The 14,119-nt window shown below is 67.6% G+C and carries 11 protein-coding genes; 7 read left to right on the top strand and 4 right to left on the bottom strand.

Annotated features, from left to right (window positions below):
* Window positions 1-44: 44 nt before the first annotated feature.
* Window positions 45-722, bottom strand: coding sequence for an OmpA family protein (locus QX048_RS18205; RefSeq protein WP_316173300.1), 678 nt, complete (start codon window positions 720-722; stop codon window positions 45-47).
* A 130-nt stretch (window positions 723-852) separates the two neighbouring features.
* The gene (locus tag QX048_RS18200; RefSeq protein WP_316200627.1) at window positions 853-2,397 is read right to left on the bottom strand and encodes a caspase family protein; all 1,545 of its coding nucleotides are present in this window, start codon (window positions 2,395-2,397) and stop codon (window positions 853-855) included.
* A gap of 351 nt (window positions 2,398-2,748) precedes the next feature.
* Between QX048_RS18200 and QX048_RS18195 the strand changes: the two genes are divergently transcribed.
* Window positions 2,749-3,555 (top strand): N-acyl homoserine lactonase family protein, encoded by an 807-nt coding sequence (locus tag QX048_RS18195; protein WP_315828372.1) that lies wholly within the window; start codon window positions 2,749-2,751, stop codon window positions 3,553-3,555.
* A 60-nt stretch (window positions 3,556-3,615) separates the two neighbouring features.
* On the top strand, window positions 3,616-3,816 hold the full coding sequence (locus tag QX048_RS18190; protein WP_315828373.1) for a hypothetical protein: 201 nt from the start codon (window positions 3,616-3,618) through the stop codon (window positions 3,814-3,816).
* 547 nt (window positions 3,817-4,363) lie between these two features.
* Here the strand turns inward: QX048_RS18190 and QX048_RS18185 are convergent.
* Window positions 4,364-5,341, bottom strand: a complete 978-nt coding sequence (locus QX048_RS18185; RefSeq protein WP_315716992.1) for a L,D-transpeptidase — start codon at window positions 5,339-5,341, stop codon at window positions 4,364-4,366.
* Between the two features lie 200 nt (window positions 5,342-5,541).
* Here QX048_RS18185 and QX048_RS18180 point away from each other — a divergent pair, with 200 nt between their 5' ends.
* Window positions 5,542-6,420, top strand: a complete 879-nt coding sequence (locus tag QX048_RS18180) for an efflux RND transporter periplasmic adaptor subunit (protein ID WP_315716991.1) — start codon at window positions 5,542-5,544, stop codon at window positions 6,418-6,420.
* A 249-nt stretch (window positions 6,421-6,669) separates the two neighbouring features.
* Here the strand turns inward: QX048_RS18180 and QX048_RS18175 are convergent, their stop codons facing one another.
* A complete protein-coding gene (locus tag QX048_RS18175; RefSeq protein ID WP_315716990.1) occupies window positions 6,670-7,530 on the bottom strand; it encodes a caspase family protein in 861 nt (286 codons plus the stop codon).
* 430 nt (window positions 7,531-7,960) lie between these two features.
* Here QX048_RS18175 and QX048_RS18170 point away from each other — a divergent pair, with 430 nt between their 5' ends.
* The 4 genes from QX048_RS18170 to QX048_RS18155 all read left to right on the top strand — a co-directional run bounded on the left by QX048_RS18170 (window position 7,961) and on the right by QX048_RS18155 (window position 14,074).
* A complete protein-coding gene (locus QX048_RS18170; protein ID WP_315716989.1) occupies window positions 7,961-9,685 on the top strand; it encodes a hypothetical protein in 1,725 nt (574 codons plus the stop codon).
* A gap of 212 nt (window positions 9,686-9,897) precedes the next feature.
* Complete coding sequence (locus tag QX048_RS18165; protein ID WP_316200580.1) at window positions 9,898-10,623, top strand: thermonuclease family protein; 726 nt, start codon at window positions 9,898-9,900, stop codon at window positions 10,621-10,623.
* Between the two features lie 155 nt (window positions 10,624-10,778).
* Window positions 10,779-11,966: a pyridoxal-phosphate-dependent aminotransferase family protein gene (locus tag QX048_RS18160; RefSeq protein ID WP_315716987.1), complete on the top strand. Its 1,188-nt coding sequence runs from the start codon at window positions 10,779-10,781 to the stop codon at window positions 11,964-11,966.
* Window positions 11,967-11,974: 8 nt separating this feature from the next.
* Window positions 11,975-14,074, top strand: coding sequence for a S9 family peptidase (locus tag QX048_RS18155; protein ID WP_316200579.1), 2,100 nt, complete (start codon window positions 11,975-11,977; stop codon window positions 14,072-14,074).
* Window positions 14,075-14,119 lie beyond the last annotated feature (45 nt).

The following is a 14,119-nucleotide window of genomic DNA, read 5'->3' as shown; positions in this document are numbered from 1 at the left end:
ATCTCCGGCCACGCGACCTCCGACGGCGCTTGATGGACGCGGCGCTACTTGGCCGCCGCCGTCTTGCTCTGCATGTTGACGACCTGAACGCGGCGATTCACCTCGGCGAGCGGCTGGCTCGGATCCTTCAGCTTGCTCTTGCCATAGCCCACCGTCACCAGGTCGGCGCCGGCGATGCCGAACTTCTCGACCAGATAGCGCTTGATCGAATCGGCGCGGCGCTCGGAGAGATCCTGATTGTAGGCCTCGCCACCGGCGGCATCGGTATGACCGGCGACGACGAAGGTCGACCCTTTCAGCTCGGCGTTGGTCAGCGCCCGGCCGAGCGCCTGCACCGACGGCAGCGACTTCTGGCTGATGTTGGCGGAGTTGTAGTCGAAGGTGATCTCGAGGTCGATGTTCGGCTTGGTCTTGGCGACCGCCGCGATCTCCTCGCGCTCGGCAGTGGACAGCGACCGCGTCGAGCGGCCGCGAATACTCTGCAGGAACTTGTCCTGCTCCGGCGCGACCGCGGGTGTGGCCTCCGACGGCGGCGACATCGACAGTCCCCGGGTCAGCGGCTTCTTCTGCCCGGCCAGGGCGCGGACGATCTGATCCTCGCTGACATCATCGGCCGCGAAAGCCGGCATCGTGCCGAACAAAGCGGCCGCGCTCAGGACCGTCGCGGCCAGGAGAGCCGTCAGGCCGGCGGTCATGGTCGAATTCGTTTTCGGTGCGGTCATTGCCAATCCCTCCTCACGCGAACTGATCGTCCCGGTCTCCGCCGCGCCCGGCGCGACACCCGGCTGTTCGCTGTTATGTCGGTCCGGCCTGCCGCATGGTTCGAGCCGGCCGGCCGACGCGCGCAACAAATCAGCGCACGCCGTAGGCTTCGAACTCGCGGACGATGTTGGGGTCCATCGCCTTGGCGTTGGCGATGTCGAGCGCCCCCTCCTGCGCGGCGCCGTTACGCTGTTTGGCGAGACCGCGGCCGTACAATGACGACGTCAGCCGCGGGTTGATCTTCAGCGCCGCATCGAAATCGGCGATGGCGTTCTTGACCGCGCCGCTCTTGAGGTTGACCAGCCCGCGGCTATCGAGCGCGTCGACGAAATTCGGCCGCAGCCGCAGCGCCTCGTTGCAGTCGCGCAGCGCAGGTTGCAGCTCGCCGACGACGGTGCGCGCCCAGCAGCGGTTGTTGAGCGCCTCGACGTCCTTTGGATTGATTCGGATGGTGTCGTCGAAATCGCGGATCGCCTGCGCGTAGGCGCCCTTGCTCGCATACACCTGGCCGCGCCGGTACAGCGCGCCGGCATCCTCCGGATTGGCCGCGATCTTGGCGCTCAGGCTCTTGATCGTCGGATCCTCGGCGAACGGATCCTGCGCGGGCGCTGCTGGGGCCGCGGGCGCAGCAGGCGCGGCGGGCGCGACGTTCGCGATCACGGGAGATGGCGCGGGCGCCGGCGGCGCCGGAGCAACCGGCGCGGGCGACGGGGTGTCCACCTTCTGCACCGGCGTCGGCTGCGGCGCGGGCGGAGCCGGCGGCAGCGGTGACGGCACCGGCGGCGCCACCACGACCTGTGTCGGGGTCGGCGCAGGTGCAGGTGCAGGCGCCGGCGCGGCATTGCTCTCGGCCGGCGGCGGCCTGACGCCATTGCCCGGCACGAAGGAGAAGTCCTCCGCCAGCGACGACGAGATCCACGGCACCTGCTCGCTGCGCGAGGCGCGGGTGACGCCGACGCGGGTGCGGTTCAGCGTCTCCTCGGCGGTGAGGTCGGGAACGCGGATCTCCTTCAGGAGCTCCTGCACGAACAGGCTGCGATCGCGCCCGCCATCCGTCACGACAGCGGACAGCGCCGCCGAGTACATCACCAAAGTACCGCTCGGTGCGATGACCGGCGCGAGGCCGGCCGAGGCGGTGCGGAACCTGCGCTCATAGGGATTGCGCCGGGAAGCATCGAGCAGCGCGATCTTCACGCCGGCGCCGCGGCTGTTGATCTCCTGCAGCACCTGCTCGAGGCCGATGCCGTCGCGCCGCACGTCGGCCTCCTGCCAGATCTGCGCATCGACCGGGATCATGTAGCTCTGCCGGCTCGACTGGATGCCGTAGCCGGAGAAGAACAGCAGCGCCACCGAGCCCGGCTTGATCTTGCCATAGAGCCGATCGAGGCCGCGGCGCATCGCGTCGCCGCCGGCATTTTCCAGCGTCTCGACGCTGAAACCGTCACGCTTCAACTCGTCGGTGAGATCGCGGGCATCGTTGACCGGTTCCTTGAGCGGCGCCTCGGCATCCGGATATTTCGCATTGCCGATCACCAGGGCGAAGCGGTCGCCGGCCGCGTGCGCGGGCCCGGAAACCACGGCCGAAAACGCGACGGAGAACATCAGGCCGAGCGGCAACAGCAGGCGGAAAGTCATCACGATGGCGGTCCAGCGGTCAGCAATCAGGCGCCGTCCAGCTTGCGCCGCGGCGACCATATCCCACGCGTCAGGCATTATCAAATCGCCGTGACGGCACGTCAACCGCTTGCAGAGGTTGACGAATCGTCTGAGGCGGCGACCGCCCGCAGGAGCCTCTTGCGAGCTGCGGGCCATGACACGAGCGGACCATGCAACGATCCCAATGGCTTGAAATGTGAGATGCCTCACGCTGTGTCGCGGCAGCGCAGCGTCCGGTTCGACGAGCACCGCGATTGACCTCGATGCGATTGACCTCGATCCGTGCCGATGGCTCGATGGTTGCCGCGCCCAACCAACGAGAAGGCCATCATGGGGAACGCCGCCGAGATCTACGCGCTGCGCTACGCGACGATGTCGCCGCGCACGTCGCACATGAACTTCCTGCAGCCCGATCCGCACGACAGCACGGCGCAGGACCTCGACTATTTCGTGTGGCTGATCCGCCGTGACGGGCGCGACATCCTGGTCGACACCGGCTTCAACGCCGCGGAGGCCGAGATCCGCCATCGCACCCTGACGCGCGATCCGATCGATGCGCTCGCTTCCTTCGGCGTCGCGGCGGCCGACATCCGCGACATCATCGTGACCCATCTGCACTACGATCACGCCGGCAATCTCGACCGCTTCCCGAACGCGCGCTTTCACCTGCAGGAGCGCGAGATGGCGTATGCGACCGGACGCTGCATGTGCAACGGCATGCTGCGCTACCCGTTCACGGTCGAGCACGTCACCACGATGGTGCGCCACGTCTATGGCGAGCGCGTCACCTTCCACAACGGCGACGGTGAGGTCGCGCCGGGCGTCACCGTGCACCGGGTCGGCGGCCATTCCGACGGGCTGCAGGTGGTGCGCGTCGACACCGCGCGCGGCCCGGTCGTGCTCGCCTCCGACGCCGCGCATTACTACGCCAACCTGCAGCGCCGCAGCCCGTTTCCGATCGTGCTCAACATCGGCGACATGATCCAGGGCTGGGAGATCATCGAGCGCCTCGCCGGGCATCCGGATCGATTCATTCCGGGCCACGATCCGCTGGTGACCGAACTCTATCCGCGCGTGAGCGAGGCGGCCGATGCCTACGCACTGCATGTGGCGCCGTCTCGGTCGTTTGCGAGATAGCGGCGCGGCAGGACCAAGTGACGTGACAGGAATGAGCATCGTTTCCGCCATCCCGAGGCGGTGCTGATTTTCTTCGCCGTCATCGCCCGGCTCGAACGGGCGATCCAGGACTCCGAGACGGACAGGCTCAATCACCACGGCCGCGGCGTACTGGACCACCCGCCTGCGCGGGTGATCGACGAAGCGCCGCGCGAACATGACACTTCGGTCTCGCGGCGCGTTTCGCGTCCGAGCTTTACTCATCGAGACACCCTCTTCTGAACAGAGGGCGCAGGGAGAGCCAGGCCTCGGCTGAGGCCTGCGGTCCGCCTGCGAGAAAAAATGCAGGCGGCAGAACCACAGGTACAGCCGGAATGACCCGGCCCTCCCCGCGCGATGGCTTTACGATTTATACGCAGTCTCCTCGGTGACCGGCTTGTTTGTCACCGTGGCGACGACGCGCGCATCACGCGCGCCGCGCGGACCTCAGCGTCGGGAGGCCAGGACCCTGCGACTTCACCGTCCGCAGCATGGCGTACGTCCGCGTGTTCTCACGCTGCGCCCCGCCGCGGCCATCGCATCCCACCTCAACGCGTCGTGACGTTCGCGAAAGCGCCCCTCTTCAACGAGGCGGGACGGGCGGAAGTCTCCACCTGATTTGCCCGACGGCACAAGCGATTTCTTTTTTACCGAACATCTGGACAGCCCAGATCAAGTTGAGATGACTGAATAAATTGGCCGCTACGCGCAGATGCAGATTGACGTGCTCCGTCATTGCGAGGAGCGAAGCGACGAAGCAATCCAACCGCCCCGGAATGATTGTGAACATTCAATGCAGCTCCACCTTCGCCTTCTTCGCCAGGTGGTCGCCGAGGAATCGCACGTCCCAATTGGTCAGCCGCACGCAGCCATGCGACTCCGACTTGCCGACCTTGGACGGCTCGGCCGTGCCGTGGATGCCGTAGCCGTTGCCGACCGACAGGCCGATCCAATAGGCGCCGACCGGGTTGTTCGGGCCGGGCTTGATGGTGAACGGCTTGCGCGACTTGACGCCCTTGAACTCGTAGTCCGGATTGTAGCGGTAGTTGGGATCGGCATCCCGCGAGGTGACCTTGAACGTGCCGTCGGGCGTCGGCTTTTCGTCGCTGCCGACCGTAGCGGGAAACACCGCCACCAGCTTGCCGTCCCGGTCGAACGCCTGCACCGTGCCGGCGTCCTTGCTGATGTCGAGCCGCATGATGTCCGGCGACTTCTCGTCCGGCCTGATCACATTGGCGACGGCGATCTGCTCGCCCTCCTTGTCGAAGCTGGCCTTCGGATTGAGCGCCGACAGCAGCGCCTCGCTCATGTGGAATTTCTCGGCCAGCGCCTCGCGCGGCGAGGTGTAGCCGAGCGCCGGCAGGTCCTTCATGTCCTCCATGTGCTGTGGCAGCTTCTTCAGGAACGGCCCTTTCACATCGTCACGAGTGATCGTGTAGGAGACGATCGCCGGCGCCTGGTCGCCGCGCAGCAGCGCCTCCCACAGCTCGGGCGTCAGCTTCGCATCACCGGCAAGCTCCTTGGCGCGCGCGAACGCGGCGAGCGCCTTGCGCGCATTGTCGCCGAAGCGGCCGTCGATCTCGCCGGGAGAGACATGCGCGCGATCGAGCAGCACCTGGGCGCGGATCGCCACCGGATCCATCTTCTCCTCGGCAGGCGGCCGCTTGCGCAGCTCGGCGCTGTTGACGGCGTCGGCGGTGAGCTCGGCGGAGACCGCAGGCGTGACGACGACGGCGCAGAGCAGAAGCGGTATCCAGAGCCGAAGCATGGTCGTGAGTCCCAGGTGAAAGACGGCTGACATTCGGCAGCGTCAACGTGGACCCGGCCGAGAAGTTCGGCACCATCGGCTGAACGTCGCGGCATCCTGGCGCGACTACCAGGGACGCGGGTCGGCTGGCCCGGCGGCGGTGCGTCTGCTATCCCGGCGACAGCCGTGCAATGAATTGGGTTCGCGAGGATCGGTTTCGGATGGGACATGCCGCAATTGCCGCCACGATGCGCCGGATGCCGATGCTCGCCGCCGCCGGCCTGCTGGCGATGATCCAGGCTGCGGCAGCCGATGACGGCGCGCCGAAGGGCGCCGCGGTCAGCGTGCTCAAGGCGACCAAGGCCTGCTTCGACAACACGGTCGAGGTGTCCGGCATGGTGCTAGCGCGCGACGAGACCGCCGTCAGGCCCGATCGTCCCGGCCTGAAGGTCGCGGAGGTGCTGGTCGATGCCGGCGACACCGTCACGGCCGGACAGAACCTGGCGCGGCTGACGCCGCCGGAGGGCGGCACGATCATGATCCAGGCGCCGGTCGCGGGCACCATCCTGTCGTCGAGCGCCACCATCGGCGCGTTCGCCTCCGGTCGCGGCGAGGCGCTGTTCTCGATTCTCGCCCGCAACGAATATGATCTCGTCGGCTTGGTGCCATCAGCCCAGCTCGGCAAGCTCGCGGTCAACCAGACGGCGCGGATCCGCATTGTCGGGGCCGGCGAGGTCGAGGGCAAGATCCGAAGGGTGGCGCCGACCGTCGAGCCGAACAGCCAGCTCGGCCAGGCCTTCATCGGCATCACCGGCACGGCGCGGTTGCTGGTCAATTCGTTCGGCCGCGCCGTGATCAAGATCGGCCAGAGCTGCGGCGTCGCGGTGCCGCTGACCGCCGTGCTGTACGATCCCGACGGCACGGTGGTGCAGGTGGTCCGGGCTCAGCGGATCGAGACCAAGCGGGTCGAGATCGGCCTGATGGCCGGCGGCCAGGTCGAGATCCGCGACGGCCTCGCCGAGGGCGACGTCGTCGTCACCCGCGCCGGCGCGCTGCTGCGCGAGGGCGACCCGGTGCGGCCGGTGATGGCGAGCAATTGAAAGACGCGACGCCGCAGGGGTCTGAGGGGCACGCGGCCCCACCCTCCCCTGGAGGGGGAGGGTCGTCGCGCGGCGCGCCAGCGTCGTGCGGCGGGGTGGGGTGGAGCCAGGGATGACGGTGCAAGTGGAGAGATCACCCCACCCCGCCCCACGGTTCGCTTCGCTCGCCGTGAGGCGACCCTCCCCCTCCAGGGGAGGGTGGGAGGCCGCCGAGAGGGCGGAGCATCTCAGGCGCGGGACAGGCTAAGCTCAGCTGCCGGCGTTGGCGACGTCGGCGCTGAAGCGGATGTCCTCGACCAGCGAGGACGACACGGTCGGCACCTGCTCGCCGTCGGAGCTGCGGGCGATGGCGTTGCGGGTCTTGTTGAACACGGTCTCGGCGCTCGGGCTCTTGCCGAGCTGGTTCAGCAGCTCGCCGACCAGCACGCTGTTCTGGCCCTTCGGATCGTCCAGCACCTTGCCCGGCGTCGCCGACGACAGGATCAGGGCGTTGGCCGGCGCATTGATCGGCGCCAGGCCGTGCGAATAGGCGCGGAAGCGGCGCTCATAGGGATTGCGGCGGGCGGCGTCGATCACCACCAGCTTGGCGCGCGCGCCCTGCTCGCGGACGGTGTCGAGCAGGCGCTCGATGCTGGTGCCGTCGCGGCGGACGTCGGCTTCCCGCCAGATCTTGGCGTCGACCGGGATCATGTAGCTCTCGCGTCCGGCCTGGATGGCGTAGCCACCGAAGAACAGCATCACGACCGAGTCGGGCTTGATCCTGGCCTTGAGGCGCTCGACCGCGCGGGCCATGTCGTCCTTGTTGGCATCCTCGACGACATCGACGTCGAAGCCGTCGCGGCGCAGCGCGCCGGTCAGCGCACGGGCATCGTTGATCGGCTGGACGAGCGGCGCGTTCGCGTCGGGATAGTGACCATTGCCGATCACGAGCGCGAGGCGCGCGCCGTTGCCGGTCGCCACGCTGCTCTGCTCGGAGGCCGCTGCCTTGGGCGCCTCGAGCGAACGCTTGTTCAGGGCAGCATGCGCGCCGATCGCGAGCGACACCGTGCAGAGAAGCGCGGCGGCGATCACGGCCGATCGGCGGGAAAGAGAAGGCTGCCTTGCGGTCATCACGTCAATCCTGGTCCGAGCCTGCCCATCGATGCCAAAGGGGTGCACCCTTTGGTCGCGCTGGCGCCTCTGAGGTTTGAGGGGTTGCGAGACGATGTGTCGTCTCAATGCGCGCAAATTGCGGCGCCGCAACGAAGAAAGGCTTAACCCGAACCCGCATCCCAAGCAACATCGGAACACCATTGACTTTTCAAGCACTTGAAGAGAAACGCAAATTTAACCATGACAGCGATCTCCGAACGGCCCCGGACGGACCGCCGGGAGACCACATTGCCGCCAAATCCGCCTCCCGCGCCGTGACCGCCGTCACGTTGTCTTTGGCCGTCCAGCGTGTCAGTTTGCCCGATGCATGCGCGTGACGCGCCGTTTGCCGGGCGTCTCGAGCAACGCATGCCGCTCGTCCCGCCTTCGACAACCCGCGAGTCCTCGCTTGAGTTTCCAGTATTTCGCCGGCGCGGCCTGTCGCGCACTGACGGCCCGGAAGGATGGGCCCTCGCTGTACGAGGTCTGCGATCCCATCCTGCGCCGGCCCGGCAGCGGCGACCCGCATCTGTCGAAATTCTACCGGACCGCGCTCGGGAACCCGGCGCTGCGCGCATTGCTGCGCCGTGCCGGCCTGCCCGAGTTGAACGATCCCGCTGTTCTCAATGCGCTGCGCGACGCGCTGGTCCTTGCCCGCGACAATCCGACGCCGGACTGGGAGCAGGTCGGCCGCCCCGTCGCCGATCTGGTCGACAGCGTCGCCTTGCACCACCCTGCCCCGCCGCGCCGGACTGCGGCGGCGGCCATGCCGCCGGCCGGCGAGGTCGATCGCGTGATCCGGGCCTGCGGCGCCGACCTGCTCGGCTCGTTCAGCCGCAATGGCTTCATCCCGACCTATGCCGCCTTCAACCTGATCGGCGATCCCGACATGAAGGGCCGCGAGGTCAAGATGGCGCTGCAGGGGCTCGACGCCCGCGGCTACAAGAACTCGACCTTGCTGTTCAACCTCGCCCGCGTCTTCATCGCGCGATCGCCGGCGGCCGCGGTGATCAATCCGCCGTGGCGCGGCATCGCCGAGCCGATGTGGGAGCCGGTGCAGATCCGCCACCGCTCGGCCTATTACGACGCGTTCTTCACCGAGGCGCTGCTGAGCTATCTGGAGACGGGCCTCGCGTCATCGGAGCAGACAAGCGCGGCGCGCAGCGCCATCGCCGCCATGGTCGAGTTCTGCCTGACCATCAGCCGCGAGGAGGTGCGCGGCGCCGACGGCAAGAGCTACAATGTCGTCACCGCGCTGGCGCCGCCGCCGCATCCGCGCTTCTCGCGCTTCTTCACCCAGATCAAGCAGGACCTCGGCTTCGGCATCTACGTGCCGGATTGCGACACCACGGCGTGCTCGTTCTCGGCGGCGACGCAGGCCGGCTCGGACGATCCGATGTTGAGCCAGCCGCTGCTGGATTTCTATGCGGGCTACCAGGTGCGCGCCGGCGGCAACGAGCCGCGCGTGACGGTGCCGATCAACGACAACATCGACTATGAAGGCGGTGTCGCGACCTGGATCGACAGCCTGGCCGGCGAGCGGCCCTACGGCAATGATCTCGATCCGACGTTGAACCTCGACGTGCTCGAGGTATCGTTCCGCAATCTCGGGCGCTGGCAGATCCTGGAGACGCAAGCCCGGCTCGACGTCGTCAGGCGGATCGTCGGCTTCCAGCAGCGGCTGGTGCTGAGCGGCGCCTTCGCCGACCCCCGCTCGCACATCTATTATCTGCCGGAGCTGTACTGCGCCTATTTCGGCCGCTGCTACCACGCCTTCATGGCGCTGCCGCCGGCGGCGCGGCAGGCGATCGATCCCGACGGCGCGTTCGAGCTCATTCGCCTGCGCGTGCTGGCCTATGTCGAGGACGAGTTGGTCGGCCGCGAGATGAACCCGTTCGACGCCGCGCTGGCGCTGATCGCGCTCGGCCATCTCGGCGGCGCTGCGGCGAGCTTCGCGCCCGCGGTGCATTGCATCGTGACGTCGTTCGGCGAGGGTGGCCGGCGGCATCCGTACCGCGCCTATGAATGGAACAAGATGAAGACCCCGACCCGCATCCTGGTCGGCGGCCCCGAGGTCACCTCGGCCTTCGTGCTGATGGGCCTGGCGCTGGCAAAGCGGGTGGCGGTGAACTGATCGAGCGATATGTCAGCGGCCCCGGCGGTGCACTCCCCTCCCCCTTGCGGGGAGGGGAGCACAGCGACGCCCTGGCAATAGCTCGGCTCCTCCTTTCAGCCGCCATCGCGCGAAGTTGAGCGGCTCAGCCAATCACGGCGCTGGAACCGCGGGCCGATCCGCCGCACAATTGCTCCAGCCTTCCCATCCCCAAGGACGACCCGCGCCCGTTGATGTCGATGAAACCAGCTTTGCTTGCGCTCCTCCTGCTGCTGCCCTCCGTCGCGTCCGCGGCCGACATCACCGGGATTCCCAAGATCCGTGAGGCCGATGGGATCACGATCGGGACCACCCGCATCCGGCTCGGCGGCATCGACGCGCCCTCCGTGGATCAGCTCTGCCTCAACAAGAACGGCGAGCGCTGGACCTGCGGCGTGGCGGCGCGTGACGAGCTGATCAAGTACGTCGACGGCAAGAGCTGGACCTGCCATCCGCGCTCGATCGACCGCCGCGGCCGCCAGGTCGCGCGCTGCGACGTCGATGGCGAGGACATCCAGAAATGGCTGGTGCGCAGCGGCTGGGCGCTGGCCTATCGCACCCTCTCGCATGACTACGAGCCCGACGAGGTGGAGGCGCGCGCAGCCAAGGCCGGCATGTGGCAGGGCGCGTTCATCGCGCCATGGGACTGGCGCGTGCGCAACAAGAAGACTGCGATCCTCGGGGCCACCAACCCGCCGGAGGGCGCGCGCAAAATCCTGCTCGCCTCGGCCTCGGGCCCGGTCGCGCCCTCGCCGGACTGCACCATCAAGGGCAATGTCAACGGCGCCGGCGAGTGCATCTATCACACGCCGCAGAGCCGCTGGTACGCGCAGATCAAGATGCACGTCGCCAAGGGCACCCGCTGGTTCTGCTCGGTCGAGGAGGCCGAGGCCGCCGGCTGCCGCGAAACGAGGCGCTGACGGCCCGACCCGCCGGCCTGCCGGGGCATGCCAGCCCCCCGGCTTCTCCGGCTTTTCTTAATGCGCCGCGCCACGTAAAACGACCATGGGCCGGCCGTGTGCGAGAGCCCATCACCACCCTCAACCGCCAAACCACATCGCCGAGGACACTGACAATGACCGTTCGCGCGGGCCGGGAGTTTCTGGCCATCCCGGGACCCACCACGATGCCCGACGAGGTGCTGCAGGCGATGCACCGCCCCGCGCTCGACATCTACTCCAAGCAGATGGTCGAGCTGACCGACGGCATCATGTCCGATCTCGGCAGGCTATTCGCCACCAAGGGCAAGACCTACATCTACATCGCCAACGGTCACGGCGCCTGGGAGGCGGTGCTCTCCAACGTGCTGGCGCGCGGCGACAAGGTGCTGGTGCTGGAGAGCGGCCGCTTCGCGATCGGCTGGGGCAATGCCGCGCGCGCGATGGGCGCCGAGGTCGAAGTGCTCCGCGGCGACTGGCGCCGCGCGGTGCGGCCGGCCGAGGTCGAGGCGCGGCTGCGCGCCGACAAGGAGCACAGCATCAAGGCGATCGTGGTGGCGCAGATCGATACGGCGTCCGGCGTCGTCAACGACGTCGAGGCGATCGGCCGCGCCATCAAGGCCGCGGGCCATCCGGCACTCTACATGGTCGACACCGTGGCCTCGCTCGGCTGCATGCCGTTCGAGATGGATGCCTGGGGCATCGACGTCGCGATGTCCGGGTCGCAGAAGGGCCTGATGACGCCGCCGGGTCTCGGCTTCGTCGCGGCCAATGACCGCGCGCTCGAGGCGCACAAGCGCGCCAACATGCGCACGCCCTATTGGGACTGGAGCGAGCGCGAGGGCACCGAGCACTATCGCAAATATGGCGGCACCGCGCCGGTGCATCTGCTGTTCGCACTGCGCCAAGCCATGGACATGCTGTTCGCCGAAGGACTGCCGCATGCCTTCCGCCGCCATGAGCTGTTGGCCGAGGCCGTGCGCCGCGCGGTGGCGAAGTGGAGCGAGGGCCAGGTGATCGGTTTCAACATCGCAGACGCCGCCGAGCGCTCCAACACCGTGACCACTGTGCTGGTCGGCGAAGGTTATGATCCGGCCGTGTTGCAGACCTACTGCAAGGAGCAGTGCGGCGTCGTGCTCGGCACCGGGATCGGCGATCTCCAGGGCCAGGCGTTCCGCATCGCCCATATGGGCCATGTCAACGCGCCGATGGTGCTGGGCACGCTCGGCGTGATCGAAATGGCGCTGGTGGCGTTGAAGATTCCGCACGGCCGCGGCGGCCTCGACGCCGCGATCCAATGGCTCGGCGAGAGCGTGACCCCGTAAAGGACGACATGACCGACTTGAGCACCAAGGCGCCGGTGGCGCCGCGCCATCCGCACAGCTTCACCCGTCACGGCATCACCGTAAGCGACGACTATGCGTGGCTGAAAGACGCGCGGTGGCAGGAGGTGCTGCACGATCCGTCGCTGCTGGATGCTGATATCCGCGCCTATCTCGAGGCCGAGAACGCCTATGCGGAATCCGTGCTCGGCCACACCTCACCGCTGCAGAAGAAGCTCGTCGCGGAGATGCGCGGCCGCATCAAGGAGGACGATTCCTCGGTGCCGTCGCCAGACGGGCCCTACGCCTATTTCCGCAAGTATCGCGAGGGCGGCCAGCACGAGCTGTTCTGCCGGACGCCGCGCAACGGCGGGGCGGAGACGATCGGGCTCGATGGCGATGCGCTGGCGCGAGGCCACGACTATTTCAAGTTCGGCGGCAGCAGGCATTCGCACGACCACAAGCGCGTCGCCTGGAGCGCCGACACCAAGGGCTCCGAATATTTCACCATCCGCGTCCGCGACTGGGATAGCGGCAACGATCTCGACGACGTGGTCGAGGAGACCGACGGCGGTGTGGTGTGGTCACGCGATTGCACGAGCTTCTTCTACGTCAAGCTCGACGACAATCACCGCCCGATGCAGGTGTGGCGGCATAAGCTCGGCACCAGGCAGGCCGATGACGCGCTGGTGTACGAGGAGAAGGACACCGGCTGGTTCACCCATGTGCACGAGTCGACGTCGGGCCGGTTCTGCGTCATCGCCGGCGGCGACCACGAGACATCAGAACAACGGTTGATCGATCTCGATGCTCCCGAGGCGCCGCCGCGCCTCGTGGCCGCGCGCGAGAACGGCGTGCAATATTCGATCGCCGACCGCGGCGATGAGCTGTTCATCCTGACCAATGCCGACGGCGCCATCGACTTCAAGATCGTCACCGCGCCGCTGTCCGCGCCCGAGCGCGCCAACTGGCGCGACCTCATTCCGCACCGCGCCGGCATCTACGTACTGGACCACGATCTGTATGCCGGGCACCTCGTGCGGCTGGAGCGCGCCAATGCGCTTCCGTCGATCGTCATCCGCGATCTCGCATCCGGCGAGGAGCACGCGATCGCCTTCGACGAAGGCGCCTATTCGCTCGACGCGATGGGCTCCTACGAGTTCGACACCACCAATCTGCGCTTTGCCTATTCGTCGATGACGACGCCGTCGGAGGTGTGGGACTACGACATGGTGACGCGCGCAAAAACCTTGCGCAAGCGCCAGGAGATTCCGTCCGGGCACAATCCGGCCGACTACGTCACCACGCGCATCATGGCCAAGGCGGAGGACGGCGCCGAGGTGCCGGTGTCGCTGCTGCACCGGCGCGACCTCAAGGCCGATGGCTCGGCGCCGCTGCTGCTCTATGGCTACGGCTCCTATGGCCATGCGATGCCGGCCTCGTTCTCGGCCAACCGGCTGTCGCTGGTCGACCGCGGCTTCGTCTACGCCATCGCCCATATCCGCGGCGGCACCGACAAGGGCTGGGGCTGGTATCTCGACGGCAAACGCGAGAAAAAGACCAACAGTTTCGACGATTTCGCGGCCTGCGCACGGGCGCTGATCGCGGCGAACTACACCAGCGCCAGGCGCATCGTCGGCCATGGCGGCAGCGCCGGTGGCATGCTGATGGGCGCGGTCGCCAACCGCGCGGGCGAGCTGTTCGCCGGCATCGTCGCCGAGGTGCCGTTCGTCGACGTGCTGAACACGATGCTCGACGATACCCTGCCGCTGACGCCGCCGGAATGGCCCGAATGGGGCAACCCGATCGAGAGCGAGAAGGATTTCCGCACCATCCTGTCCTACTCGCCCTACGACAACGTCGCCGCCAAGGAGTATCCCGCGATCCTCGCGATGGCCGGACTGACCGACCCGCGCGTCACCTATTGGGAGCCTGCAAAGTGGATCGCGCGGCTGCGCGCGACGATGACCGGCGGCGGGCCGGTCCTCCTGCGCACCAACATGGGCGCCGGCCACGGCGGCGCCTCCGGCCGCTTCAACCGGCTGGACGAGGTCGCGATCGTCTACGCGTTCGCGCTATGGGCGGTGGGTCTGGCAGATCGGAGCGTTTGAGCCATGATCGCGCCTGAACACCAATGTCGTCCCTGCGAACGCAGG

Source organism: Bradyrhizobium sp. SZCCHNS30572 (genome assembly GCF_032484415.1).
GTDB lineage: Bacteria > Pseudomonadota > Alphaproteobacteria > Rhizobiales > Xanthobacteraceae > Bradyrhizobium.
Note: the sequence above shows the minus strand (reverse complement) of the source record. Positions and strands in the feature narration are given on the sequence as shown.

What these genes read in the sequence shown, in the direction of transcription:
- QX048_RS18160 (WP_315716987.1), top strand. Translation starts at nt 10,779, where the DNA reads ATGACCGTTCGCGCGGGCCGGGAGTTTCTGGCCATCCCGGGACCCACC.
- QX048_RS18165 (WP_316200580.1), top strand. Translation starts at nt 9,898, where the DNA reads ATGTCGATGAAACCAGCTTTGCTTGCGCTCCTCCTGCTGCTGCCCTCC.
- QX048_RS18200 (WP_316200627.1), bottom strand. Translation starts at nt 2,397, where the DNA reads ATGACTTTCCGCCTGCTGTTGCCGCTCGGCCTGATGTTCTCCGTCGCG.
- QX048_RS18205 (WP_316173300.1), bottom strand. Translation starts at nt 722, where the DNA reads ATGACCGCACCGAAAACGAATTCGACCATGACCGCCGGCCTGACGGCT.
- QX048_RS18180 (WP_315716991.1), top strand. Translation starts at nt 5,542, where the DNA reads ATGGGACATGCCGCAATTGCCGCCACGATGCGCCGGATGCCGATGCTC.
- QX048_RS18155 (WP_316200579.1), top strand. Translation starts at nt 11,975, where the DNA reads ATGACCGACTTGAGCACCAAGGCGCCGGTGGCGCCGCGCCATCCGCAC.
- QX048_RS18175 (WP_315716990.1), bottom strand. Translation starts at nt 7,530, where the DNA reads ATGACCGCAAGGCAGCCTTCTCTTTCCCGCCGATCGGCCGTGATCGCC.
- QX048_RS18185 (WP_315716992.1), bottom strand. Translation starts at nt 5,341, where the DNA reads ATGCTTCGGCTCTGGATACCGCTTCTGCTCTGCGCCGTCGTCGTCACG.
- QX048_RS18195 (WP_315828372.1), top strand. Translation starts at nt 2,749, where the DNA reads ATGGGGAACGCCGCCGAGATCTACGCGCTGCGCTACGCGACGATGTCG.